General features: G+C 69.5%; 19 protein-coding genes. 10 read left to right on the top strand and 9 right to left on the bottom strand.

The features are described 5' to 3' along the window. Window positions 1-181 precede the first annotated feature (181 nt). Window positions 182-1,909 (top strand): glycosyl hydrolase family 18 protein, encoded by a 1,728-nt coding sequence (locus ACLQ2O_RS37390; RefSeq protein WP_425841934.1) that lies wholly within the window; start codon window positions 182-184, stop codon window positions 1,907-1,909. Between the two features lie 11 nt (window positions 1,910-1,920). Beyond that, window positions 1,921-3,471: a cellulose binding domain-containing protein gene (locus ACLQ2O_RS37385; protein ID WP_425841932.1), complete on the top strand. Its 1,551-nt coding sequence runs from the start codon at window positions 1,921-1,923 to the stop codon at window positions 3,469-3,471. A gap of 104 nt (window positions 3,472-3,575) precedes the next feature. Here the strand turns inward: ACLQ2O_RS37385 and ACLQ2O_RS37380 are convergent, their stop codons facing one another. Further along, a complete protein-coding gene (locus ACLQ2O_RS37380; protein ID WP_425841929.1) occupies window positions 3,576-4,232 on the bottom strand; it encodes a hypothetical protein in 657 nt (218 codons plus the stop codon). 146 nt (window positions 4,233-4,378) lie between these two features. Here ACLQ2O_RS37380 and ACLQ2O_RS37375 point away from each other — a divergent pair, with 146 nt between their 5' ends. The 3 genes from ACLQ2O_RS37375 (at window position 4,379) to ACLQ2O_RS37365 (ending at window position 6,876) form a co-directional block, all read left to right on the top strand. Then, window positions 4,379-5,158: an alpha/beta fold hydrolase gene (locus tag ACLQ2O_RS37375; protein WP_425841926.1), complete on the top strand. Its 780-nt coding sequence runs from the start codon at window positions 4,379-4,381 to the stop codon at window positions 5,156-5,158. Window positions 5,159-5,219: 61 nt separating this feature from the next. Further along, window positions 5,220-6,422: an MFS transporter gene (locus ACLQ2O_RS37370; protein ID WP_425841923.1), complete on the top strand. Its 1,203-nt coding sequence runs from the start codon at window positions 5,220-5,222 to the stop codon at window positions 6,420-6,422. Window positions 6,423-6,426: 4 nt separating this feature from the next. After that, on the top strand, window positions 6,427-6,876 hold the full coding sequence (locus tag ACLQ2O_RS37365; RefSeq protein ID WP_425841920.1) for an aminoacyl-tRNA deacylase: 450 nt from the start codon (window positions 6,427-6,429) through the stop codon (window positions 6,874-6,876). Here the strand turns inward: ACLQ2O_RS37365 and ACLQ2O_RS37360 are convergent. Together ACLQ2O_RS37360 and ACLQ2O_RS37355 are read right to left on the bottom strand one after the other, a co-directional pair. Next, window positions 6,866-7,780 (bottom strand): helix-turn-helix transcriptional regulator, encoded by a 915-nt coding sequence (locus tag ACLQ2O_RS37360; RefSeq protein ID WP_425841917.1) that lies wholly within the window; start codon window positions 7,778-7,780, stop codon window positions 6,866-6,868. The two genes, ACLQ2O_RS37365 and ACLQ2O_RS37360, sit on opposite strands and share 11 nt — an antisense overlap. Beyond that, window positions 7,780-9,477 carry a chitinase gene (locus ACLQ2O_RS37355; RefSeq protein WP_425841915.1) on the bottom strand — a complete coding sequence of 566 codons (1,698 nt, stop codon included), beginning with the start codon at window positions 9,475-9,477 and terminating at the stop codon, window positions 7,780-7,782. Before ACLQ2O_RS37355 ends, ACLQ2O_RS37360 begins: the two co-directional genes overlap by 1 nt. A 469-nt stretch (window positions 9,478-9,946) precedes the next feature. Between ACLQ2O_RS37355 and ACLQ2O_RS37350 the strand changes: the two genes are divergently transcribed. Next, on the top strand, window positions 9,947-10,753 hold the full coding sequence (locus tag ACLQ2O_RS37350) for an HAD family hydrolase (protein ID WP_425841912.1): 807 nt from the start codon (window positions 9,947-9,949) through the stop codon (window positions 10,751-10,753). A gap of 280 nt (window positions 10,754-11,033) precedes the next feature. Here ACLQ2O_RS37350 and ACLQ2O_RS37345 read toward each other — a convergent pair whose 3' ends face one another. Then, on the bottom strand, window positions 11,034-11,816 hold the full coding sequence (locus ACLQ2O_RS37345) for a cell filamentation protein Fic (protein WP_425841909.1): 783 nt from the start codon (window positions 11,814-11,816) through the stop codon (window positions 11,034-11,036). A 25-nt stretch (window positions 11,817-11,841) separates the two neighbouring features. On the opposite strand from ACLQ2O_RS37345, the gene ACLQ2O_RS37340 reads away from it, so the two are divergent. Both ACLQ2O_RS37340 and argS read left to right on the top strand, forming a co-directional pair. Continuing rightward, on the top strand, window positions 11,842-14,064 hold the full coding sequence (locus ACLQ2O_RS37340; protein ID WP_425841906.1) for a bifunctional glycosyltransferase/CDP-glycerol:glycerophosphate glycerophosphotransferase: 2,223 nt from the start codon (window positions 11,842-11,844) through the stop codon (window positions 14,062-14,064). 123 nt (window positions 14,065-14,187) lie between these two features. Continuing rightward, the gene (argS, locus tag ACLQ2O_RS37335) at window positions 14,188-15,870 is read left to right on the top strand and encodes an arginine--tRNA ligase (RefSeq protein WP_425841903.1); all 1,683 of its coding nucleotides are present in this window, start codon (window positions 14,188-14,190) and stop codon (window positions 15,868-15,870) included. Between the two features lie 4 nt (window positions 15,871-15,874). Here the strand turns inward: argS and ACLQ2O_RS37330 are convergent, their stop codons facing one another. Beyond that, window positions 15,875-16,462 carry a TetR/AcrR family transcriptional regulator gene (locus tag ACLQ2O_RS37330; protein ID WP_425841900.1) on the bottom strand — a complete coding sequence of 196 codons (588 nt, stop codon included), beginning with the start codon at window positions 16,460-16,462 and terminating at the stop codon, window positions 15,875-15,877. Between the two features lie 103 nt (window positions 16,463-16,565). Here ACLQ2O_RS37330 and ACLQ2O_RS37325 point away from each other — a divergent pair, with 103 nt between their 5' ends. Further along, window positions 16,566-17,549 (top strand): GNAT family N-acetyltransferase, encoded by a 984-nt coding sequence (locus ACLQ2O_RS37325; RefSeq protein WP_425841898.1) that lies wholly within the window; start codon window positions 16,566-16,568, stop codon window positions 17,547-17,549. A 212-nt stretch (window positions 17,550-17,761) separates the two neighbouring features. On the opposite strand, the gene ACLQ2O_RS37320 is transcribed toward ACLQ2O_RS37325, so the two are convergent. Continuing rightward, window positions 17,762-19,276 (bottom strand): MFS transporter, encoded by a 1,515-nt coding sequence (locus tag ACLQ2O_RS37320; RefSeq protein WP_425841896.1) that lies wholly within the window; start codon window positions 19,274-19,276, stop codon window positions 17,762-17,764. 133 nt (window positions 19,277-19,409) lie between these two features. Here ACLQ2O_RS37320 and ACLQ2O_RS37315 point away from each other — a divergent pair, with 133 nt between their 5' ends. Beyond that, a complete protein-coding gene (locus tag ACLQ2O_RS37315) occupies window positions 19,410-20,000 on the top strand; it encodes a TetR/AcrR family transcriptional regulator (RefSeq protein ID WP_425841893.1) in 591 nt (196 codons plus the stop codon). Between the two features lie 16 nt (window positions 20,001-20,016). Here the strand turns inward: ACLQ2O_RS37315 and rfbD are convergent, their stop codons facing one another. From rfbD to ACLQ2O_RS37300, 3 genes are all read right to left on the bottom strand, one after another. After that, window positions 20,017-20,844, bottom strand: a complete 828-nt coding sequence (gene rfbD, locus ACLQ2O_RS37310) for a dTDP-4-dehydrorhamnose reductase (protein WP_425841891.1) — start codon at window positions 20,842-20,844, stop codon at window positions 20,017-20,019. Window positions 20,845-20,998: 154 nt separating this feature from the next. Further along, complete coding sequence (locus tag ACLQ2O_RS37305; RefSeq protein ID WP_425841889.1) at window positions 20,999-21,562, bottom strand: dTDP-4-dehydrorhamnose 3,5-epimerase family protein; 564 nt, start codon at window positions 21,560-21,562, stop codon at window positions 20,999-21,001. Then, on the bottom strand, window positions 21,562-23,835 hold the full coding sequence (locus tag ACLQ2O_RS37300) for a hypothetical protein (protein WP_425841886.1): 2,274 nt from the start codon (window positions 23,833-23,835) through the stop codon (window positions 21,562-21,564). Before ACLQ2O_RS37300 ends, ACLQ2O_RS37305 begins: the two co-directional genes overlap by 1 nt. Window positions 23,836-23,897: the final 62 nt, after the last annotated feature.

Below are 23,897 nucleotides of genomic sequence, written 5' to 3'. Positions count from 1 at the left end.
CGGAGGCGACGGAATCCCTGTGGACAAAGGGGGTTTGGCGGGTTTCCGTCAGCAGCGGCAACCCGCCAGCGTGAGCCGGAGACCGCCGGGCCGACAAGAGTTACCGTTCCTTTCGAAGCGCCTTTAACTAAATGCTTCCCGCTGGACACCCGTGCACTGCTTCAGCTCCGGAGGACCGCCCATGCCTCGACTCCCCCTACTCGCCAGCACGGCGACCGTCGCCGCCACCGCCCTGATCGCCGCCGCGGGGATCTCGGTGGCCACCGCCGGCCCACCCGCCGGCTCCACCGCTCCACAAGCCGCGCCGCAGGCCACCTCGGGTGGCGTGAAGACGGCGTACTTCGCCCAGTGGGGCATCTACGCGAACGCCTTCTACCCCAAGACCCTGTCCACCACCGGCGCGGCCGCCAAGCTGGACTTCGTCAACTACGCGTTCGCCAACGTCCACCCGACCAGCCACACCTGCTTCATGGCGAACAAGGCCGCCTCGCAGGACGAGAACAACCCGAACGCCGGGGACGGCGCCGGTGACGCGTTCGCCGACTACGGCAAGTCCTACGGTGCCGACATCAGCGTCGACGGGGTCGGCGACGTCTGGAACCAGCCGATCCAGGGCAACTTCAACCAGCTGAAGAAGCTGAAGGCCAAGCACCCGAACCTGAAGATCCTGATCTCGATCGGCGGCTGGACCTACTCCAAGTACTTCTCCGACGCGGCCTCCACCGACGCCAAGCGCAAGGCGTTCGTCAGCTCCTGCGTGGACATGTTCCTGAAGGGCAACCTGCCGGTGGTCGACGGGTTCGGCGGCCCGGGCAGCGCGGCCGGGATCTTCGACGGCATCGACGTCGACTGGGAGTACCCCGGCTCGCCGAACGGTCACGTCGGCAACCACTACAGCGCGGCGGACAAGCAGAACTTCACCCTGCTGCTGGCCGAGCTGCGCAGCCAGATCGATGCCTACGGCAACAGCGTCGGGCGGAAGATGTGGCTGACCGCGGCCACCCCGGCCGGCCAGGACAAGATCGCCACCATCGAGACGAACAAGATCGGCCAGTACCTCGACTACAACAACGTGATGACGTACGACATGCACGGCGGCTGGGACGCCACCGGGCCGACCAACTTCCAGGACCCGCTCTACCAGGCACCGAACGACCCCAGCACGCCGATCCCACCCGGTACGGCGAAGTACTCGGTCGACGGCGCGGTGAAGGCATGGACCACCGGCGACCCGGCGTACGGCATCCCGGGCGGGTTTCCGGCGAACAAGCTGACGATTGGATATCCCTTCTACTACAGGGGATGGAAGGGCGTGCCCGCCACCGCGAACGGCAAGTACCAGACCGCGACCGGGCCGGCCGACGGCGGCGCCGCGAGCGGCAACGTGCCAGGTGTGTCCTTCTACAAGGAGCTGACCGGGTTCGTCGACAACCCGGCGTACAGCTTCTTCGACGACACCACGAAGGCGTCCTGGTTCTACCGCAACGGCACCTTCTGGACCGGTGACAACGCCCAGTCGATCAAGGCGAAGGCCGACTACCAGCACTGCAACGGGCTGGCCGGCGCGATGATGTACTCGATGGAGGCGCTCGACCCGCAGGTCACGCTCTTCAACGCCGTCGTCGACGCGGTCAACGCGTCCACCCCCGGCTGCAGCGGCCCGAACCCGACGCCCACGCCGACCCCGACGCCCACTCCCACCCCGACGCCCACACCCACCCCCACACCGACGCCGACTCCCACGCCGACCTCGACGCCTCCGACGGCAACCCCCTGGGCTCCCGGTACGGCGTACGCGACCGGTGCGCTGGTCTCGTACAACGGCGTCACCTACCGCTGCATCCAGGGCCACACCGCGCTGGCCGGCTGGGAACCCCCGAACGTGCCCGCTCTGTGGGGACAGGTCTGAGGAGAATCGCCATGAAACGCAAGCGTTTGACAGTCGCCCTCGCGGCGGCGGCAGCACTCGTCGTGTCCTTTCTCGTCGCCCCGGCCGCTCAGGCCGCACCGGTCACCGCGGCCTTCACCAAGGTGTCCGACTGGGGCAGCGGCTTCGAGGGCAAGGTGACCGTCACCAATGGCACCGGCAGCCCGCTCAGCACCTGGTCGATCGCGCTGGACTTCCCCTCCGGCTACTCCGTCAGCAGTTCCTGGGACGCCGTGCGGTCCAGCAGCGGCCAGACCCACACGTTCACTCCGCCCAGCTGGGCCGGACCGCTCGCTCCCGGAGCCAGCGTCACCTTCGGCCTCAACGGCAGCCCTGGCAACTTCCCAGGGCTCGCAGCCTGCCGGCTCAACGGCGGCTCGTGCAGCGGCGGTGGTGGCGGCACTGTCCCCGGCGCACCGTCAGGACTCACCGGTACGCCGGCCGCCACCTCCGTCGCCCTCTCCTGGTCCGCGGCCAGCGGCGCGACGAGCTACAACGTCTACCGCAACGGCACGAAGGTCGGCAGCCCCACCGGTACGTCGTACTCGGACTCCGGCCTGACCGCGAACACGACGTACAGCTACCAGGTCAGTGCGTCCAACAGCGTCGGTGAAGGCGCCAAGAGCAGCGCGCTCTCGGTCAAGACCACGACCGGTGGCGGCAGCGAGAACCCAGCCCGCCGGGCCGCGCCGTACCTCTACATGGGCTGGGGCGACCCGCCGAGCCCGGCCACGGTCATGAACGCCACCGGCATCAAGTGGTTCACGATGGCCTTCATCCTGTCGTCCGGCGGCTGCAACCCGGCCTGGGACGGCGCCCGTCCGCTGCAGGGCAGTGCTGACGCCACCGCGATCGCCCAGATCCGTGCGGCCGGTGGCGACATCGTCCCGTCGATCGGCGGCTGGAGCGGGAACAAGCTCGGCCCGAACTGCAGTACGCCAGAAGCACTGGCCGGCGCCTACCAGCAGGTGATCAGCGCCTACAACCTGAAGGCGATCGACGTCGACATCGAGAACAGCGACGAGTTCGAGAACGAGGTCGTCCAGGACCGGATCCTGAACGCGCTGAAGATCGTCAAGCAGAACAACCCCGGGATCCAGACGATCCTGACCTTCGGCACCTCGACCACCGGCCCGAACTACTACGGCAACCGGCTGATCGAGCGGTCGCAGGCGCTCGGCGCGAACATCGACGTCTTCACGCTGATGCCGTTCGACTTCGGCAGCTCCAACATCTACAACGACACGGTCGGTGCCTCCCAGGGCCTGAACAACAAGCTCAAGGCCACCTTCGGCTGGACCACCGCGCAGGCCTACGCCCACCAGGGCATCTCCGGCATGAACGGCCTGTCCGACCAGCAGGAGATGACCACCACGCAGACCTGGCAGAACATCACCAACTGGGCCAAGACCAACGGCCTGGGCCGGCTCGCGTACTGGTCGGTCAACCGTGACCGTGGCTGCGCGGGCGGCGGCGTGGTCGCGAACTGCAGCGGGATCGCCCAGCCTGATTGGGAGTTCACCCGGATCACCGCCGGGTTCTGAGGACCGGTACGCACCGGGGCAGGAGAGACGCACCCTCCTGCCCCGGTGCGGCGGTCCCGGCCGGGCTCCAATCTGGGGAGACCGTACGCCCGGCCGCGTCTGGGTCAGCCCTTCTCGATGGCCTGCACGATCAGCTCGTTGCGGGCGTTCTGGCCGAGCGGGACGGCAGTGTGCACGCCGTCCGGCTTCAGGTACGCCGTCAGCCGCGAGATCTTGCTCGCCAGGAACTCCGCCCAGTGGACGACCCGCAGGTTGGAGTGCCGGAGCTGGGCCTCCGCCAGCTGGAGGTTGATCCAGCCGCTGTTGCGCTGGTCCGCGACCCGGGTCGCGGGGTCCAGCTCGTTCCGCGACGCGTGGACGTTCACCCAGAACACCTTTCTGGCCGGGCCGACCAGCGCCATCGTCCGGTCCACCTGGGCAGCGAACACCGGCGGCGTAAAGATGTCGTTCGTACCTGTTGCCATCAGGATCCGCGACGGCAACCCGTACGTCGTCTTCCACGACTCCAGCGCGTCGACAGCAGGCGGCGTCGGCCGGCCGGACCAGTTGTGCACGGCCAGCGGCACGTCGAGCCGCGTCGCGATCAGCGTGGCCAGCGGCTTGCCGTCCTGCACCGCGATGCTGTCACCGAACATGAACAGCCCGTCGCGCTGAAGCGTTGTCCCGATGAGCTCCGGCGTCGCGATCGCCTTGCCCAGGCCCTGCCAGTCGCCGAGGTCACCCGATCCGTACCCGCCGGCGAAGGCAGTCTCCGTGGACACGACGGTCGCTCCCGCCACCACCGCACCCGCAATGAACAGTTGTCGTCGACTCGGTCTCATACGGGCAGCCTGGCAACCCGCGGATGCTCCCGGCAACGCTTCTGCACCTAGCTGCAGCGCTGGGGTGCCTGGCTACGCTGATCAGCATGCGAACGATCCACCTGCGGTACTACGGCGACCTGGCCGCCGACAGCTCCGGTACGACGGACGAACGGTCCCCGCTGGTGCTGCTGCACGGGCTCGGTTTCGACCGCCACCAGTGGGCTCCGGTGCTGCAGGAGCTCGCCGTGCTCGACCCGGATCGGCGGACGGTCGCCTTCGACCTGCCCGGCCACCTGGACTCCCCCAAGCAGTCGTCGTACGACCTCGGTGACGTCGCCGAGGTGCTGCACGAGGCGGTGGTCGAGGCCGGGCTGCACACGCCGGTCCTGGTCGGTCACTCGATCGGTGGGGCGCTGGCGACGATCTACGCCGGCAAGTACCCGACTGCCGGTGTGGTCAACGTGGACCAGCCGCTTCTGGTCGGGCCGTTCAAGGACGTGCTCGCCCAGCTCGAGCCGACGCTGCGCAGTCCGGCGTACGGCGAGGTGTGGGACCAGATGCTCGCCGGGATGGGCATCGAGCAGCTGCCGCAGAGCGCGCAGGACCTGGTCAACGCGTCGACCAGGCCGAGCCAGGAGGTGCTGCTCGGCTACTGGCGCGAAGTGATGGAGTCGCCGGCCGAGGTGCTCAAGGCCGAACGCGAAGCGGATCTCCAGGCGATCGAAGGGCCGTACGACTACGTGACCGCCACCGACCCGCCGCCGGCGTACCGGCAGTGGCTGGAGAGCAGCAAGCCGGGCGTGACGATCACCGTGCTCCCCGGCAGCGGCCACTTCCCGCACCTGGCTCACCCCGGAGAGCTGGCGAAGATCCTGGCCGGCTAGCCGAGACGCTGGTCAGACCCCTGAGTTTGTCCATGTCAGGACATCTGGCACTGTCGAAGGTATGACCACGACGCTTCCGGGACACCGCCCCGGGAGCTCGGGGTACCGCAGACTCTCGATCGCCTTGTTCGCCGCCGGTCTGGCCACCTTCGCCATGCTCTACAGCACCCAGGCCCTGCTGCCCGAGCTGGCGACGGCCTTCGACGTCTCCCCCAGTCAGAGCGCGATCAGCGTGTCGTTGGCCACACTCGGCCTGGGAGTCGCCCTCCTGATCGCCGGGCCGGCCTCGGAGGCGCTCGGCCGGACGAAGCTGATGCGCTGGTCGGTGATCGCCGCCGCGGCCATCGCCGTCCTGTGCGTGTTCGCCCCGAACTGGCCGACCCTGCTGGCGCTCAGAGGGATCCAGGGCGTCGCGCTCGCCGGACTGCCCGCCGTGGCGATGGCCTACCTCAGAGAAGAGGTCCACCAGGACAGCCATGCGCGAGCCAGCGGCCTGTACATCGCCGGTACGGCGGTCGGTGGCATGACCGGTCGTCTGGTCGCCGGAGGCCTCGCCGACCTGGGCGGATGGCGTACGGCGCTGGGCGGGATCGCCGTACTCGGTGTGGCCTGCGCGGTGCTGCTGCTCGTGCCGCTGCCCGAGTCCCGGAACTTCACGGCGACCCGGCCGAGCCTGAAGCAGACCGGTAAAGTGTTGAAGGACCCCGCCCTGCTGGCGCTCTACGCGATCGCGGCCACGGCGATGGGCGCGTTCGTCGCGGTCTACAACGCCACCGGGTTCCGGCTGGCGGCAGCGCCGTACGAACTAGGACCCGGGCTGGCGAGTCTGGTCTTCGTCGTCTACCTGGTCGGCTCGGCGTCGTCGGCGACCGCGGGGCGGCTTGCCGACAGCTACGGCCGGCGCACGGTCGTGCCGATCGGCTGTCTGGTCACCTTGGCCGGTGTCGCGATCACCCTCACCCACCAGCTCGCTCTGGTGGTCCTGGGACTCGCGGTGATGACCGCCGGGTTCTTCGCGGTCCACGGCGTCGCCAGCGGATGGGTCGCGGCGCGGGCGCATGCGACCGGCGGTGGGACGGGACAGGCAGCGAGCCTCTACCTGTTCGCCTACTACCTGGGCTCGTCCGTCTTCGGTGGGATCGCCGGAGCTGCCTGGACCCACGCGGCCTGGCCAGGGGTGGCGGCAGAAGCCACGGTGCTGTTCGTGATCACCCTGCTGCTGGCGCTGGCGCTCCGGCGGGTGCCGAGCCGGGTGAGAAGCTAGAAGCATGACGCGAGCGACAGAAGCGGCGGACAAGCTCGGCCTGTCCTACGAGGAGACCCGGCATGGCCGGGTGAACTCGCTCGAGGAGGCCGCGGCCGCGCGAGGGATCGAGCCGGCCAAGCTGATCAAGACGATCGTGGTCCGGCTGGCCGACGACGACTACCGGTTCGTTCTGGTCCCGGGTGACCGCGAGATCGCCTGGCCGAAGCTGCGCGCCCTGCTCGGCGTGAACCGGATCTCGATGCCCAGTGCCGACACGGCGCTGGAGGTGACCGGCTACGTCCGCGGCACGATCACTCCGCTCGGCAGCACGCACGACTGGCCGGTGATCGCCGACGAGCGGATCACCGGGACGATCTCGATCGGCGGCGGTGACCACGGCGTCGGCCTGACCGTCGACGCCGAGGCTCTGGTCAAGGCCGTCAACGCCACGGTCGCCGACGTCACGGACTGAGCAACCCTCGCTGCCCGGCGCGCAGACCGGCCTGGAACCGGGTCGTCGCGTCCAGCGCCTTCAGGATCCGCTGCATCCTTCGCTCCACCGTCCGCTGCGCGACCCCGAGCCGCCGCGCGATCGCCTGGTCCGTGAGCCCCGCCGCAGCCAGCCCTAGCAGTTGCTGGTCCTCGGCCGACAACGGCCCGTCCGACGGCTCGAAGGCCAGCGGCGTCGCCTGCTCCCACAGCAGCTCGAACAGCCGCAGCAACCCGTCCAGCAACGACGACGGCCCCAGCTCGACCAGCACGTCAGGCCCGGTCTGCAACAGACCTGTACGCCGGTCCGCCACCACCAGCTTCAGCGGAACGTCCCGAAGCATGCGGCACGACATCCCGGCCGAGCGCGCGGCAGCCAACGACGCCGGGTCGACCAACAAAGCCATGTCGTAGACCATCCGGTAGACCACACCACTGGCAGCCCGCCCAGGCAGTACGGCGTCCAGCACCACCACCTCGGACTGCGCAGCCTGCTGCGCCTGCTGGTACCGCTGCGCGATCGCCTCGGCCCCGCGGACCACTGTGAACGGCCCGGCCTCGGTAGCGGCTCGGAACTCCGCGGTGAGCACCGAAGCGCCCAGCCGCGCCTCGACGATCGCGGCCTGGCGCCGCAACGCCAGGAGCTCGACAGCCGCCTCCGGCACGGCAGGGGTGTACCGGGCCGGGCGCCCCGGCGTACGGGCCGCCAGGCCGAGGATGAGCAAGGACCTGAGATGCCGGGTGACGCGAGCGGCGGGCCAACCCGTCGAGCCGATCAGGTCGGTAGCGGTGGATTCCGGCCGGGCCAGGAGCGCCCGGTAGAGCTGCTCGTCCTCCGAGCAGACACCGAGCGCCTCCAGCACCGGAGCGGGGCGGTAGCTGTGCATCAGGGCAGCGAGTGGACGTGCGCGCCGACCTGGTTGGAGAACTGGTTGCCGTTGGTCGCGTCCCAGTTCGTCGACCAGGTCATCGCACCGCGCAGCGTCGGCCAGGTGGTGCTCGGCTTGAAGCTGCCGCAGTTGGTGCCCTTGGTCAGGCAGTCCAGCGCGTTGTTGACGATGGTCGGCGAGACGTACCCGCTGCCGGCCCCGCGCGAGGACGCCGGCAGACCCAGCCCGACCTGGTCGGGCCGCAGGCCGCCCTGCAGCATGATGCAGGCCTGGGCGGTGATGAAGTCGACCGTGCCCTGGGAGTAGACCTGACCGTTGCAGCCGTTCATCGCGCCGGAGTTGTAGTACTGCACGTTGACCACGGTCAGGATGTCCTTGATCGCCAGCGCCAGCTTGAAGTACTCGAACGACGGCGACTGCATGTCGATCGTCTGCGGCGCCATCGCGATGATCAGCCCGCCCCCGAACTGGCTCTGCAGGCTGCGCAGCGCCTGGCCCATGTACTGCGCGTTGACGCCGTTCTCCAGGTCGATGTCGATCCCGTCGAAGCCGTACTCGCGCAGCACCGACAGCGCCGTCGAGGAGAAGTTGGCGGCCGCGGTCGCGTTGCCGACCGAGATCGTCCCGCGCTCACCGCCGACGGACAGGACGACCTTCTTGCCGGCCGCCTTCTTCGCGGCGACGTCGGCCTTGAACTGCGCGACGGTGTACCCGTTCAGCCCGGCGCTGTCGAGGTTGAACGTGATGCCGCCGGGGCGGGACGCATCAGCGTCGGCGAAGGCCACCGCGATCAGGTCGTACGCCGCGGGCACGTCGGAGATCTTCTGCACCGCGGCACCGTTGTTGAAGTTCTGCCAGTACCCGGTGAGGATGTGCTTCGGCAGCGACGACGGCGGCACCGTCGGACCGTCCGACGTCGTCCCTGAGACCGAGGCCCCGTACGGCGAGCAGTTGCCCGACGGATCACAGGCCCGCACCTTGAAGCTGTAACTGGTGCCAGGAGCAAGGCCCGTCGCGGTCCAGCCGGTCACGTTGCCCACGTTCGCAGCGGCCTCGCTGCCCCGGACCATCTCGTAGTGGTCGATACCGGAAGCGTCGCTCGCGGCCGACCAGTTCAGCCGCAGCGAGCTCGACGTCGGGCTGCCGACGGTCAGGCCACCCGGCGTCGACGGCGCGGTCGTGTCCGGCGGCGGCCCGGTCCCGCCCGGCCCGTCGAGCACGACGTCGTCCGCCTGGTACGCCGGTACGCCGTACCAGGCGTGCAGGTAGATGGTCGCGGTGGTGGCACTCGCGCTGGTCGTGAAGCTCACGGTCAGCTGGGACCAGGCCGCGCTGGTCGTCCAGGTGCTGGCCCCACCGTCGGAGCCCAGGTACACGTTCGAGCCCTTCACCCAGGCGGACAGGGTGTAGGTCGAGCTGGGACGGACGGAGACGGTCTGGCTGCACCGGGCGGTGTCGCCGGAGGTCGGGGTGCCCTGGAGGGCGTAGGTCCCGGTCCGGGCGTTGCCGCTGACCGCGGCGCCGGTACCGGCCGAGCAGGACCAGCCGGCCAGCGAGCCGGTCTCGAAGGTCCCGCTGGTGACGAGGTTGGTGGCGGCCGAGCTGGTGCCCGGCACCAGCAGCAGGCCGGCACATGCGGCGAGGACGGCGGAGGTGATCGCGGCCAGGGGGCGGCGGCTTCGCGAGCGGGTCATGTGACACAAAATGTGACCGCGTCACTACAATGTCAAGACCCTGCATAAAGTGGGAACGCTCTCACGCTCAACAAAAAATGAAGAATTTACAAGAATCGGCAACCAAACCCGCGTGGCCCGCATCAGAGAGTCGGGGAGGACCTGCGTCAGGAAAGGCGACGGCCCCCGGCGGGGGGGTGACCGGGGGCCGTCTTCGGCCACGGGCTCGGGGGGAGGAGCCGGGGGCCGATCAGGAGGCGACAGTCTGCCACTGTCGAGGAGTATCTACCCCCCGAGACCGGCGTCCACACATCTCAGTTCTGTTGCAACCGAGACCGTGTCCACCGGGTGCCGAACGTCCTTCATCAGGCCGCTCAAACCAGTGTCACTGTCACACTGCTCAACAGTCTAACGGGAGACCAGGCCACACGAAAGGCCGGGCCCCTCGGCGTTTCTCCGAACCCCGGAAAACGCCCCCTGAACTCGATCCATGGAGCACCGTCCGGCCGCGTTCTTCGACCTCGACAAGACCATCATCGCCCGCTCCAGCACCCTGGCCTTCTCCCGGCCGTTCTACGCCGGCGGCCTGATCAACCGGCGCACCGTGCTGCGCAGCGCCTATGCCCAGTTCGTCTACCTGCTGGGCGGCGCCGACCACGACCAGATGGAGCGGATGCGGGAGTACCTGTCCGCTATGTGCACAGGCTGGGACGTGCGAACGGTGCAGTCGATCGTCGCCGAGACCCTGCACCACGTCGTCGAACCGATCGTGTACGACGAGGCGGTGACGCTGATCGAGCAGCACCACGCGGCCGGCCGGGACGTGGTGATCGTGTCGACGTCCGGCGCCGAGGCGGTCGAGCCGATCGGTGAACTGCTCGGCGCCGACCGGGTGCTCGCCACCCGGATGGTAGTTGCCGATGGCAAGTACACGGGCGAGATCGAGGAGTACGTCTACGGCCCGCACAAGGCGACCGCGATCACCGCCCTGGCGGCCGCGGAAGGCTATGACCTGCAGGGTTCCTACGCCTACTCCGACTCGATCACCGACGAGCCGATGCTGGCCGCGGTCGGTCACCCGTTCGCGGTCAACCCGGACAAGGCGTTACGCCGGCTGGCGCTCGGCCGCGGCTGGCCGGTGCTCGACTTCAGCGAACCAGTCGCCCTCGAGGAGCGGACGCGGCGGTTCCGCGGCGCCCGCCGGCCGGCTGTCGCGGCGACCGCCGTCGGGGCCGGACTGGCCGCCGGAGCTCTCCTGTACGCCGCCCGCCGGCGCTCCCGCCAGGCCGAAAACTGAACGTGACATCAACTTTCTCAACTTGATCAAGACCCCTCAAACCCTTCCCTCACAGGGGTTCGGGGAGTACAAAGGAATCAGCAAAGGGACTTCGGTCCCGGTAGAGAAAATTGCACGGCAGTCAGGTACCCACGCGGCGACCAGCCCATCCCAACCGGGCAGCTCGACCCAGGACTCGATCCTGTGGCGGCAGACAAGGTGCACGCCTGGTAACCAGAATGACGTGCCAGCGGCGGCGCTCTCGCGAGAGGGCGCCGTTCGCACGTCCGGCCCGAACCCCTTACCGGGTTGGAAAGTTGAGCGGTGAACGTTCTGCTGCCAGAGCGATGACCTCACACTCGCGCAGCAGCCAGCTCTGCACGCCGGTCACTCCCCGTACGGCGTAGTCGGTCAGCCCGCCCGGGTACGACGCGCCCAGCTCGAGGTGCCCGACCTCCGGCACCGTGACCGCTACCTGGTCGATGCCCCGGGCAACTAACAGGCAGCGCTCGGCCGCCCGCGCGACCAGCCCGTTCGCCGTCGGGAACGGGCGCAGCACGGCCAGCTCGGCATGCACGATCGCCGCGACGACCAGGCCCGGCGCGGTGGTCGGTGTGGTCAGCGCCTTGGCCAGTCCGCTCAGCCGCTCCCACATGACGTCCGCGGGCGGTGCCGGCGGCAGACCGGGGATGTCGTCGGGCAGCGGCTCCCGACTGGTTCGCAGGTGGCCCAGCTGGTCTGCTGACCCGAGCTCGGCGGCCGCCAACTGATGCAGTCTGGTCCAGACCTGGATCGGAGCGGTGTCGGCCTGCGGAGCCAGCCCCATCAACTCACCGGTCATCCGCACTGCTCCGGCGGACAGCGCGTCGCCCTCTCCCCGCCGCACCTCCTCCAACGTCGACGGGCTCCCCGCCAGGGCGGCGGACGCGTGAGCCCCGCGCAGCAGAGCCTCAGCCGTCGCTTCGGAGTCGACCCGCCGCAGGCCACGGTCCCGGAGCAGCACGTCGACCGCGTCCCGGGCCGCCCGGGCCGCCGACCCGACTCCCTCGAGCGCGGCCAGTGGCGCGAACACATCAACCGTCATGGACTAGACCCTAGGATGGCCTCCCATGGCCAGCAGCACCGACTCCGCTCCCCGGTTCAGCATCGTGGTTCCGTGCCACAACGTGCGACCGTGGCTGCGGCCGTGCCTGGACTCCGTGCTCGGGCAGTCGTTCACCGACTTCGAGGTGATCGCGGTCGACGCAGCGAGTGCCGACGGCACCGGCCGGATCCTGGCCGAGTACACCGCGGCCGACCCGCGGGTGCGGACGATCACGCTGACCGAGGACATCGGGCTCGGCCCGACCCGGAACGCCGGGCTGAAACTGTGCCGCGGCGACTACGTGCTCTTCCTGGACGCCGACGACCTCTACACGCCCGGCTCGCTGCAGGCGCTGGCCCAGCGGATCGACGCGACCGACCGCCCGGACCTGCTGATCTTCGACTACGAGCGGATCTTCTGGGACGGCCGGGTGGTCCGCAACCAGCGCCACGACGCGTTCGCGCGCGAGGGCGAGGGCGTCTTCACCGCCGCCGAGCGCCCGGTCTTCCTGACCTTCCTCGAGCTGGTCTGGAACAAGGCGTGCCGGCGTGACTTCCTCACCCTGCACGGCTTCGCCTTCACCGCCGGGTACTACGAGGACGCCCCCTGGACGTACTCGACGATGCTCACCGCCCAGCGGATCGCGACCCTGGACCGGGTCGTCGTGCACTACCGGCAGCACCGCACCGGCGGCAACATCCACGCCACCCGGACCCGCCGGCAGTTCGACATCTTCGACCAGTACGACCGGGTGCACGCGTTCATCACCTCCGACCCGGAGCTGGCCGGCTGGCGCAAGTTCGCGTTCGACCGGTCGCTGGACCACATCCTGGCCGTGCTGGCCAAGCCCGAGCGGCTGGACCCGGAGGACCGGGCCGAGTTCTTCCACGCCGCCCACCGGTTCGCCAAGCGCTGGAAGCCCGAGGGGTACGCCGCCGACCGGACCAGCCGCGGGTTCAAGCGCTGGATGCTGATCCACGACGACTACGCGACGTACTCGACGCTGAAGCTGAGCTCGAAGGTGCTGCACGTGCCGAGCCCGCGCAAGGCGGTCGGCAAGCTGCTGCACCGCGGCGACCTGGACCCCCACCTCGCCCTGTACGGCGCCTACTGGTTCAAGCAGTACGCCTGCAGCCCGCGCGCGATCTACGAGAAGGCCGCCGAGCTGGTCCCCCAGCTGCGCGGGGTCTGGGTGATCGGGGCCGACCACGTCCAGGCGATCCCGGAGGGGGTCGAGTACGTGGTGGCCGGCTCCCCGGCGTACGAGAAGCTGGTGCACCGGGCCAAGTACTTCGTCAGCAACATGAACCTGCCCAAGGAGCTGGACAAGCGGGACGGGCAGGTCCACGTGCAGACCCAGCACGGGACGCCGCTGAAGACGATGGGCACCGACCTGCGGCACTACCCGCAGGCCGCCAAGGACCTCGACCTGGACGAGCTGATGCGCCAGGTCGACCGCTGGGACTTCAACCTGTCCTCCAACCGGTACTCCTCGGAGATCTGGGAGCGCACCTACCCTGCGCACTTCGAGGAGCTGGAGACGGGCTTCCCGCGCAACGACCGGCTGCTCACCGCGACGCTCGACGAGGTCCGGGCGATCCGGGCCGGCTTCGGCTTCGACGACTCCCACCTGGTCGTGCTGTACGCGCCGACCTTCCGCGACGCGCGGGACGCGGTCCGTACGCCGGCCGGCCTGGTCGACCTCGGCGGGGACGGGATCCACCTCGACCTGGACCGGCTGGCGGCCGCGGCCGGGGAGAACGGGCGAGTGCTGGTCCGGACCCACTACTCGCTGGCCAAGGGCGCCCCGGACAAGCACTCCGAGCGGGTGGTCGACGTGTCCGAGCACCCGCGAGTCGAGGACCTGATGCTCGCGGCCGACGTACTGGTCTCGGACTACTCCTCGATCAGCTTCGACTACGCGAACCTGGACCGCCCGATCGTGCTGCTGGTCGACGACCAGGCCTTCTACGACACGACCCGCGGGACCTACTTCGACATCACCGAGTTCCCGCCGGGGCTGGTCGCGCGGTCGGCCGACGAGCTGTTCGACGCGCTGCAGACCGGCCGGTTCGCGGCGGCGGAGGCGGCCAAGCACCGGCAGCTCTTCCGGGAGCGGTTCTGCGAGTACGACGACGGCCTGGCCGCCGAGCGCGTCGTACGGCGGGTCTTCCTGGACGAGACCGAGCTGCCGCCGATCGTGGCGATGGCCGATCGCCGTCCTGCTCCCTCGGCGTACCGGCCGTAGGGCATACTGGTTCCATGTCGACGAGCCTGGTGACCGCGCGCGGTCGCTTCGGCCTGCGACGACGACGCACCGTCTGAACACCTCAGTCCCTGTTCCGGTGCCTCGTCTTCCCAAGGACCTCTCATGTCCGTTGTTCCTGTTCTGTCCGCGCGGCTTGCCGCGGCCTCCGTCGCTGCCTTCGGGCTGACCGTCGACCCTGAGCTGCGGGCGGCGACCAAGCCCGAGTTCGGGCACTTCCAGACCAGTCTCGCGCTGCGGCTGGCCAAGCAGCTCGAGCAGTCTCCGCGAGAGATCGCCGAGCAGCTGGTCGCTCATGCCGACCTGGGCGACCTCGGCCGGCTCGAGATCGCCGGTCCGGGGTTCGTGAACGTCACGCTGCTCCCCGGGACCCTCGCGGACGGTGTCAACAACCCCATTCACGGTCGGCCGGGAGCCGGGAAGCGGGTCGTCGTCGACTACTCGCAGCCCAACGTGGCCAAGCAGATGCACGTCGGGCACCTGCGGTCGACGGTGATCGGTGATGCCCTGTGCAACGTTCTGGCGTACGCCGGGTACGTCGTCGTACGGCAGAACCATGTCGGTGACTGGGGCACCCAGTTCGGGATGATGGTCGAGCAGCTCCTGGCCGAAGGGATCCCGGCCGAGCGGCTCGACCTGGAGGAGATGCAGCAGCTCTACCAGCGGTCGCGCAGACACTTCGACAGCGATCCTGCGTTCGCCGACCTGTCCCGGCGGCGGGTCGTGCTGCTGCAGTCCGGCGACTTCGAAACCAGGGGCATCTGGCAACAACTCGTGGACATCTCACTGGCCGAGTTCGACCGGGTCTACGCGATGCTCGGCTCACCGCTGACGCAGGCCGACGTGGTCGGCGAGAGCGCGTACAACGCCGACCTGCCGGCGATCGTCGACGAGCTCCAGGCGGCCGGGCTGCTGACCGAGTCCAACGGCGCGCAGTGCGCGTTCCTGCCCGGGTTCACCGGCCGCGACGGGTCGCCGTTGCCGGTGATCGTGCGGAAGTCCGACGGCGGGTTCGGCTACAGCGCGACCGACCTGGCCGCCGTCCGGCACCGGGTCCGGGACCTGCACGCCGACCGGACCGTGTACGTGGTCGACCACCGGCAGACGCTGCACTTCCAGCAGATCTTCGCGCTCGCCCGGGCGGCGAACTGGTTGCCTGAGACAACAACAGCCGAGCACGTCGCGTTCGGCACCGTGCTCGGTCCGGACGGCAGACCGTTCAAGACCCGGGACGGCGGCACGGTCTACCTGGTCTCGCTGCTCGACGCCGCGGTCGCCCGGGCCGCCGCGCTGCTCGCCGATCGCGACGGCATCGACCGGGACGCGGTGGCCGCGGCGGTCGGCATCGGCGCGATCAAGTACGCCGACCTGTCCAGCGACCGGACCAACGACTACGTCTTCGACCTGGACCGGATGGTCGCGATGACCGGCAACACCGGCCCGTACCTGCAGTACGCCCACGCCCGGCTGACCCGGCTCCTGGCCAAGGCAGGCACCAGCGACAGCAAGGTGACGACGCTCGACGATCCCGCCGAGCAGCGGCTGGCGCTGCTGCTCGCCGGCTTCGACGCCGCCGTCCTGCAGGTCGCGGAGACCCTCCAGCCGCACCGGCTCTGCACCTACCTGTACGACGTCGCGACCGCGCTGTCCGCGTTCTACGAGTCCTGCCCGGTCCTCACCAGCGAGGGCGAGACGCGGACCAGCCGGCTCGCGCTCTGCGGCGCCACTCGCGCCGTACTGCACGACGGCCTGACGCTCCTGGGCATGACCGCCCCGGACGCGATGTGAACGGTCAGAGCTTGCGCAGGGTCTTCAGCGCCTCGATCGCGTGGGCGACCAGGTCCTCGTCGGTGATCCGGCGCTCGCCCTCGGGCAGGCCGGACCACTCGATCGCCAGGTCCTCGACGTACGCGAACCAGGCGTGCACCCGCATCCGCTCCTGGGCGGCCGGCTCGCGATCGGCCTCGGGCACGTCGAGCAGGGCCAGCACCCGGTCGGCCATCGTGTCGCGGGTCTTCGCGTAGACCTCGACCGCGTAGTCGTCACCGCCGGCGGCCCCGCGGACGAACGAGATGTAGGCCCGGCGGCGGCGGGTGATGAAGGCGACGAACGCGAGCAGCATCTCGCGCAGCTGCTCGTCGCGCGGGCGGGACCCGTCCGGCTTGGTCAGCCGCAGCAGGCGGCGGCCGGCCGCCGAGATGACCGCGAGGTAGTAGTCGTGCTTGCTCGGGAAGTACTGGAACAGCACGCTGCGGGAGATGCCCGCCTCGCTCACGATCGCGTCGATCGACAGCTCGTGGATCGGCTGCTCGCGCAGCATCATCAGACCGATCCGGACCAGTTGCTTCTTGCGGTCCTCTGCCGACAGTCCGTGATCCATTCGTCGAGCATTGCTCAGGAGCTATGGGGCGGTCAAGGCAGCCACCACCGGGTTGACGGGTAATTAAGGTGCCGCGGCACCGTTCCGGCCCTACCTTCGGCAGATGGGTATCGACGAGGGGTGGTCGGCCGGGCTGAGCGTCCGGCCGATCGAGAAGACCGACGCGGCCGCCTGGGCCGAGTTGCTGGCGGCCAAGGAGAAAGTGGACGCCGAAGGGGAGAACTACGACGCCGACGACCTGCTCGAGGAACTGGCCGATCCGCAGCTCGACGCGGCGCGCGACACGCTCGGGATCTGGTCGGACGAGCAGCTGGTCGGGTACGGCGTGGTGCGCGCGCCCGACGGGGTCGTGGACGTGCACCGGGTCCGTACCGAGGGCGCGGTCCACCCGGAGTGGCGTGGCCAAGGGATCGGCGGCCGGCTCGTCCCGTGGCTGACCCGTCGGGCGACCGAGCTGCACCAGGAGCGGCAGCCGGGCACTGTGGGCGAGATCAACACCGGTGCCATCGACACGAACACCGCCGCGCTCGACCTGCTGGCCGGGCTCGGGTTCGAGAAGTGCCGCTACTTCTTCTCGATGCGGCGCGACCTCGGGACCCCGGTCGAGGTGCCGGCGGTCCCGGACGGGCTCCGGCTGGTCGCCTACAGCCCGGCGTACGACGAAGCGGTGCGGGTCGCGCACAACGAGGCGTTCCTGGACCACTGGGGCTCGTCGCCGAAGAGCCCGGAGAGCTGGAAGACCTGGTTCACCGGCGCCCGGGCGTTCCGGCCTGAGCTCGCGTACCTGGTGCTGGACGGTGACGACGTGGTCGCCTACACGCTGGGCTACGAGTACGTCGCCGACACCGAGGCGACCGGGATCCGCGACGTGTACGTCGGCCAGGTCGGGACCAGGCGGTCCCACCGAGGTCGCGGACTGGCCGCGCTGACGCTGGCCAAGGTGATGGCACAGGCGGCGGCCGCCGGGTTCCAGCAGGCGTCGCTCGGCGTCGACGCGGACAACCCGACCGGCGCGCTCGGCCTGTACGAACGGCTCGGCTATACCACCAAGAACACCTGGATCACCCACCGGCTGGCCATCGACTGAAAGCCCACGCCACCGAGCGAAGCGCAGTGGCGGGCGAGGCTGCCATGCGGCCGACAAGGTCGCCGGGGGGCTGAGGCCGCACCGGCCGGAGTGCTGAAAAGGTGTGCCACCAGATAACCCCAGCCCTCGAGCCGCCGAGCGAAGCGAAGGCCCGGGGCGCCGCTGCCCCTCTCCTCCACACCCCTCTGTTTCAGGGGTGTGGAGGAGACCTGTCAGAAGTGTGAGTCCACGACCGCCGGTTCGACCGCGGCCGGCTCGGTCGCTGTCCCGGGCCGGACCGTCTTGCGCCGGTTCCACGGGCGGACGCCGAGCACGATCACCAGCAGCGTCAGCCCGGCGTACACGGCCGAGCCGATGAAGGCCGCGTGCACGCCGTCGGTGAGGATCTCGCGGGCCGCTTCGGCCGGATTGGTCGACGAGGGTGACGCGTTGCGGCTCGCCGTACCGAAGACCGTGACCAGGATGCCCAGGCCCAGTGCGCCACCGACCTGCTGCAGGACGTTGAGCAGACCGGAGGCCGCGCCGGCATCCTCAGCCGGTACGCCGGACAGCGCGCGCCCGGTCAGCGGGATGAAGATCAGACCGGCACCGGCGCCGAACAGGACCAGCGGCCCGACCACACCGCCGAGGTAGCTGCTGTCCAGGGTGATCCGGGTCAGCCAGAGCATGCCGGCCGTGACCGAGACTCCACCGGCGATCATCATCAGCCCGTTGTCGAGCTTGCCGGTCAGCCGCGGCACGATCCGGGACGACGCGAACAGCAGACCGGTCATCGGCAGGAAGGCGAGACCGGCGGCCAGCGGGCTGAACTCCAGCACCCCCTGCAGGTACTGGGTGAGGAAGAAGAACATCCCGAACATCGTGCCGACCACGAGCAGCATGGTCAGGTACGACGCCACCCGGTCCGCGTTCCTGAACATCCGCAGCGGCACGATCGGGTGGCTGACCCGGCGCTCGACCAGCACGAAGACGACCAGCAGCGTGAGCCCCGCCGCGAACGACGCGAGCACCTCGGGCGAGCTCCAGCCCGCTTCGGCCACGCGGATGAACCCGTAGACGAGCGCGGTGATGCCGACCGTCGACGTGAGCGCGCCGGCCACGTCGAAGCGGCCCGGCTCCCGCGGCGTCTCGCTCAGCACCCGGCGGGCGGCGATCACCAGCGCGATGCCGATCGGGATGTTGATGAACAGGCCCCAGCGCCACGAGACCCAGTCGGTCAGCATGCCGCCGACGACCAGGCCGATGCTGGCGCCGCCGGAGGAGACCAGGCTGTAGAGACCGAGCGCCTTCATCCGCTCCGGTCCCTCCTTGAAGGTCAGCATCAGCAGGGTCAGCGCGGCGGGAGCGGCGATCGCGCCACCGATGCCCTGCAGGACCCGGGCGGCGAGCAGCAGCTCCGCCGTCGGGGCCAGGCCGCCGAGCGCCGAGGCGACGGTGAAGACGCTGACACCGGTGATGAAGACCCGGCGGCGGCCGAGCAGGTCGCCGGCGCGGGCGCCGAGCAGCAGCAGACCGCCGAAGGCCAGGGCGTACGCGTTCTGCACCCAGGACAGGTTGGCCGGGCTGAAGTCGAGAGCGGTCTGGATCTTGGGCATCGCGATGTTCACCACGGTGCCGTCGAGGATCACCATCAGCTGGGTGATCACGATCACCGCCAGCACGACGCCCGGTCGTCTGGCGGGAGCAGCGGAATCGGCGCCGGTGGACGCCGTCGAAGTAGCTGACATCAGTGAGAACTTGCTCCTTCCCCCGGAGGGGCTAGAGTTGAGATCGAAGAAGTGGAGTGCACCTCCGGATACGATACGGAGGACCCCTCCGCTTTTTCAAGTGAATTGCCGTGCCGGTTTCCGAGGAGGTTCGATGAGCACGTCCGCCCAGCAGCGGTCGCCCCTGCCTGATCTCCGGCCGACCCGGGCCGACGCGCGGCGCAACTACGACCTGCTGGTCACGGCCGCCCGCGAGGCGTTCGCCGAGACCGGCACGGACACCTCGCTGGAGGAGATCGCCCGCCGGGCCGGCGTCGGGATCGGGACGCTGTACCGCCGCTTCCCGAACCGGTGCGCCCTGCTCGAAGCGGTCTACGTCGACGAGATCCAGTCGGTCTGCGACCGGGCGTACGGGTTCCACGAGCAGCTCGGCCCGTTCGACGCGCTGGCGTCGTGGATGCGCAGCTTCGTCGGCTACAACGTGTCGAAGAAGAGCCTGGCCCACGAGCTGACGTCCGCCCTGGGCAAGGACTCGGAGTTCTTCAAGGCCTGCAAGATGAACGTCAAGGACGCCGGCGGGCTGCTGGTGGACACCGCCAGGGCGGCCGGCGTGGTCCGGCCCGACCTGGAGGTGATGGACGTGATGCGGCTGATCGGCAGCATCTCGTCACTGCCGGGCATCGAGCCGGAGCAGGCCGAGCGGATGCTCGACATCGTGCTGGCGGGGATCAAGCCCCAGAGCTAAAAGGTCTTGAGAAGAGCTAGAGGGTCTTGAGGTAGTCCGCGAGGGCCTCGCGCCAGTCGCGCAGGGTGATCCCGGCTGCTTCGAGCGCCGACAGGTCGAGCGCGCTGTTGGACGGCCGCGGCGCGATCGTCTTGCCGCGCGCGTACTCCTCGGAGCTGATCGGCCGGACCTTGCACGAGCTGCCTTCGAGGATCGCCGCCGCGAAGTCGGCCCACGAGACCACGTCACCGGCGCCGGTCGCGTGGTACGTGCCCGACGGCGCACCGGTCTCGAGCAGCGCGACCAGCGCGGCCGCCAGGTCCACCGTGTACGTCGGCCGCCCGTACTGGTCGTCGACCACGGTCAGCTCGTCACGGTCGGCGCCGAGCCGCAGCATCGTCCGCACGAAGTTCGGTCCGTCACCGAAGACCCAGCTGGTCCGCACCACGTAGTACGCCGGGCTCAGCCGCGCGGCCAGTTCCCCGGCGGCCTTGGTGATCCCGTAGACGCCCTGCGGGTCGATCCGGTGCTCGGCGGCCAGGAACCCCTCGCCGTCGCCGAACACGTAGTCCGTGCTGACGTGCACCAGCGGGACCTCCAGCCGGCGCGCCTCCCAGGCCAGGTTCGCGACGCCGTTCGCGTTCACGTTCCAGGCCGCGAGCGTGCTTTCGGCGTCCTCCGCCTTGTCGACCGCGGTCCAGGCCGCGGCGTTCACGATCGCCGTGATCCCGGACCAGTCGAACGCCTCCAGCGCCTCCCGCGACGTGATGTCCAGCTCGGCCGACGTCACCGCGGTCGCCTGCGGCAACTGATGCGCCAACGCCTTCCCGAGCTGCCCACCGGCCCCGGTGATCAGGATCTTCATACGGCCTCCTCCTCGAAGACTCGGAGTCCCCGAAGGTTTTGGGGCCGCCCGTTCTGGACTGAGGAGGGAGGGAGCGCAGCGACCGACCGACGAGGGAAGAACGGGCGAAAAAGCCCCAAAACCCGCGGCGACGAAGTCGACGCCAAAAGCACAGTCATGCACAGTCCCAATCCACGCGAAGAGGAGCAACATCTTCCAGCATCGGGTGGCCGGCATCCTTCTCGCTGAAAATCAGCTGGTCCTTCGGGAGCGGCCACTGGACGTTCAACTGGGGGTCGAACAGGTTGACCAAGGTGTACTTGGCGTCCGGCGACCAGTGCGCGTTGACCAGGTAGTTGTAGACCGTGTTCGGCTCCAGCGTGCAGAACGAGTTGCCGCAGCCGCGTGGGACGTAGATGCCCTGCTGCGGCGTCAGTTCGAAGGTCTCCATCCGGCCGAAGCCGGGGCCCTCGCGCAGGTCGACGATCGCGGTGAACACCTTGCCGTACGCCGGGGAGATGTACTTGTCCCACGGCTCGGCGTGGATCCCGCGGGTGACACCCACCTCGGCGTTGAACGAGACGTTGTTCTGCACGACGTCCAGGTGCGGCAGGCCGAGCTTCTCCAGCTTCTCGGCCTGGAAGCTCTCCTTGAACCAGCCGCGGCCGTCGTCGAAGACCTGCAGCTCGACGTGCAGCAGACCGGGGATGCTGGTCTCGGTCAGGGTCGGTCCGGTCATCATCCTGCCTTGGTGAACTCGTAGACGGCGGCACTGCCGTTGCGGTAGCGCTCCTTGGCGAACGGCTCGAGCGTGTCCGCGTGCGGTCGGGTGAACTCTACGTAGATCCAGCGCACGCCGAGGTCCTTCAGCTGCTGGGCCTTGGCCGCGTCGGGCTGGGCGACGAAGCTGTCGTTCAGCTGCAGGATCTCAGGCTTCCAGTAGTCGACGGTGATCGAGTCGCGGCCCTCGGGTCCGCGCTTGTTCGCCTCGACGGTCGGCGTCCAGGCCTCGACCAGCATCTGCCGCTCGGAGTAGGCGCCGACCACGAACCGCCGGCTGTCGCACTTGACCGGCTCGATCGGGGTCGTGCAGTGCCGGTTCGTCATCACGACGTCGTTCACGTCGGAGTGGTCCCGGATCCACCGGGCGGCGGCGATCTGCTCGGTGCCGACCGCCAGGTACGCCGTGGACTTGACCGGCCTCAGCGGCGGGACCGGGCCGGCCTCGATCTGGATCCGGGTCACCATCGTGACGCCGCCGGCCAGGATCGCGACCGTGACCGCGGCGAAGAACGCGGTGAACCGCATCCGCGGGGTGAGGAACCAGGCGACCGCTCCGGCCACCACCAGCACGGCCAGGCCGACCAGGATCATCTTGGTCGCGTGGATCAGGCCGCCGTGGTTGGGCTGGATCAGCCCGATCGTCCAGATCGGCAGCAGGATGAAGAACGGGCCGAAGGCCAGGCCGATGAGCACCGCGCGCCACCACCGGCTCTGCAGCTCGCGGACCATGGTGACCAGCCCGACTGCCGAGCCGATCGCGAGCAGCGGGCCCGCCGTACGGGCGAAGTAGTACTGGCTGGCACCCGGGTGGCTGAAGACCGCGACCGCGGCCGCACCGGCGAAACCACCGCCGATCAGCAGCCAGGTCGCCGGGTCGCGCCGGCCCTCGGCCGTCTTGAGCCGCCAGAGCAGGCCGGTCCCCCGCGCCAGGATCGCCAGTACGGCGACCAGCGAGGAGAACGCCATCGAGGTCGTGGTGATCGCGCCGACCCGCGTGATGGCCGGGGTGGACATCGCGGCGTCGTGGAACTGGACGTGCAGACCGGAGTCCGAACCCTGGAACACGACGACGAGCGCGACGATCAGCGCACCCGCGGTCAGTACGCCGTCCAGGAACAGGCCCTTCAGCCGCGTACGGTCGAACAGGATCATCACCACGAACGCGAGCCCGACACCGGCGACGACCAGCGGCATCGTCGAGCCCTTGGTGCCCGACGCGGTCAACGCCAGCAGGGGAATCAGCAGCAGGCCGACCCGGCCCATCTGGTGGCGCCAGCGGAACACCAGCAGGATGACGATCGCGATCAGCAGCGGCACGGACGGCGCGAGGCTCGGCGACAGCGGGGCCATCGGGTAGCCCAGGGTGGTCAGGCCGAACAGGTTGAGCTCGGAGCCGGCGATGCAGAGCAGCGCGGCGACCGGACCGGTCCACGGCACGCCGGTGATCCGGACGGCGGCGATCGCGACGACCAGGACGATCGCCAGCGGCATCAGGGCCGGCATGAAACGGAACAGCACCTCGTCCAGGCCGATGCCGGAGACCGTGGCCACCTGCGCGATCCACGCGTGGCTGAACCAGTGGTAGGCCATCGGGGCGTTCTCGACCCAGGGGAAGCTGATCGGGCCGCGGCGCTGCAGCTGGCCGGACATCGCGAGGTGCAGGTACGCGTCGATGTACGGCGCGCGGAAGCCGCTGGCCCACTCGAGCGGCTCACGGTTGTAGTACTGCCGCAGGTCCTGCAGGCCGAACAGGGAGGTCGCTGCGACCGCAGGCATCCACCACAGCGGAAGAGCGCTGGTCCGCACCCGGCGGATCCGCGCCCGGCTCCGCGGAACCGCCAGCAGGACGACCGCCAGGGCCAGCGGCAGCGCGGCCGAGAGCCACGGCCACTGCAGCAGGCCGGCCACGATCTGCGCCGCGATCGCCAGCATGAAGCCGACGGCCAGGCCCATCATCACGTCCTCGATCCACCAGCCCCGGTTGGGACGGACGCACCGCCACACCAGGACACCCGGCAGCAGCTGCGTCACCACCAGTCCCAGCAGGCCCAGAACCGCTGCGCTCGCCGGCAGATCGGCCCGGACGGCGGTGGTGAGGAAGAACGCGACCGACAGCAGCAGCACCAGTGCACTGACCGCCACGGACGGCCATCGGCCGAACCGCGCGCCGGTCTTGTTGTCCGGAGGTGTCGTCGCGACAGGGGACGACAACTCGGCGGTCTGTGACATCAAAGCTCCTGACAAACGGGAATTACGCACAGTGCACGGGCCGGGGCGCGGCGGCCGGGTCG

This window comes from Kribbella sp. DT2, from assembly GCF_049844575.1.
In the GTDB taxonomy this organism is placed as follows: domain Bacteria; phylum Actinomycetota; class Actinomycetes; order Propionibacteriales; family Kribbellaceae; genus Kribbella.
The sequence above is the reverse complement of the archived record's forward strand: the minus strand, read 5'-3'. Positions and strand labels throughout refer to the sequence as shown.

Bases quoted from the DNA above. Each gene is read 5' to 3' on its own strand.
- ACLQ2O_RS37390 (WP_425841934.1), top strand. From the start codon at position 182: ATGCCTCGACTCCCCCTACTCGCCAGCACGGCGACCGTCGCCGCCACC.
- ACLQ2O_RS37385 (WP_425841932.1), top strand. From the start codon at position 1,921: ATGAAACGCAAGCGTTTGACAGTCGCCCTCGCGGCGGCGGCAGCACTC.
- ACLQ2O_RS37375 (WP_425841926.1), top strand. From the start codon at position 4,379: ATGCGAACGATCCACCTGCGGTACTACGGCGACCTGGCCGCCGACAGC.
- ACLQ2O_RS37370 (WP_425841923.1), top strand. From the start codon at position 5,220: ATGACCACGACGCTTCCGGGACACCGCCCCGGGAGCTCGGGGTACCGC.
- ACLQ2O_RS37365 (WP_425841920.1), top strand. From the start codon at position 6,427: ATGACGCGAGCGACAGAAGCGGCGGACAAGCTCGGCCTGTCCTACGAG.
- ACLQ2O_RS37360 (WP_425841917.1), bottom strand. From the start codon at position 7,780: ATGCACAGCTACCGCCCCGCTCCGGTGCTGGAGGCGCTCGGTGTCTGC.
- ACLQ2O_RS37355 (WP_425841915.1), bottom strand. From the start codon at position 9,477: ATGACCCGCTCGCGAAGCCGCCGCCCCCTGGCCGCGATCACCTCCGCC.
- ACLQ2O_RS37350 (WP_425841912.1), top strand. From the start codon at position 9,947: ATGGAGCACCGTCCGGCCGCGTTCTTCGACCTCGACAAGACCATCATC.
- ACLQ2O_RS37345 (WP_425841909.1), bottom strand. From the start codon at position 11,816: ATGACGGTTGATGTGTTCGCGCCACTGGCCGCGCTCGAGGGAGTCGGG.
- ACLQ2O_RS37340 (WP_425841906.1), top strand. From the start codon at position 11,842: ATGGCCAGCAGCACCGACTCCGCTCCCCGGTTCAGCATCGTGGTTCCG.
- argS (WP_425841903.1), top strand. From the start codon at position 14,188: ATGTCCGTTGTTCCTGTTCTGTCCGCGCGGCTTGCCGCGGCCTCCGTC.
- ACLQ2O_RS37330 (WP_425841900.1), bottom strand. From the start codon at position 16,462: ATGGATCACGGACTGTCGGCAGAGGACCGCAAGAAGCAACTGGTCCGG.
- ACLQ2O_RS37325 (WP_425841898.1), top strand. From the start codon at position 16,566: ATGGGTATCGACGAGGGGTGGTCGGCCGGGCTGAGCGTCCGGCCGATC.
- ACLQ2O_RS37320 (WP_425841896.1), bottom strand. From the start codon at position 19,276: ATGTCAGCTACTTCGACGGCGTCCACCGGCGCCGATTCCGCTGCTCCC.
- ACLQ2O_RS37315 (WP_425841893.1), top strand. From the start codon at position 19,410: ATGAGCACGTCCGCCCAGCAGCGGTCGCCCCTGCCTGATCTCCGGCCG.
- rfbD (WP_425841891.1), bottom strand. From the start codon at position 20,844: ATGAAGATCCTGATCACCGGGGCCGGTGGGCAGCTCGGGAAGGCGTTG.
- ACLQ2O_RS37305 (WP_425841889.1), bottom strand. From the start codon at position 21,562: ATGACCGGACCGACCCTGACCGAGACCAGCATCCCCGGTCTGCTGCAC.
- ACLQ2O_RS37300 (WP_425841886.1), bottom strand. From the start codon at position 23,835: ATGTCACAGACCGCCGAGTTGTCGTCCCCTGTCGCGACGACACCTCCG.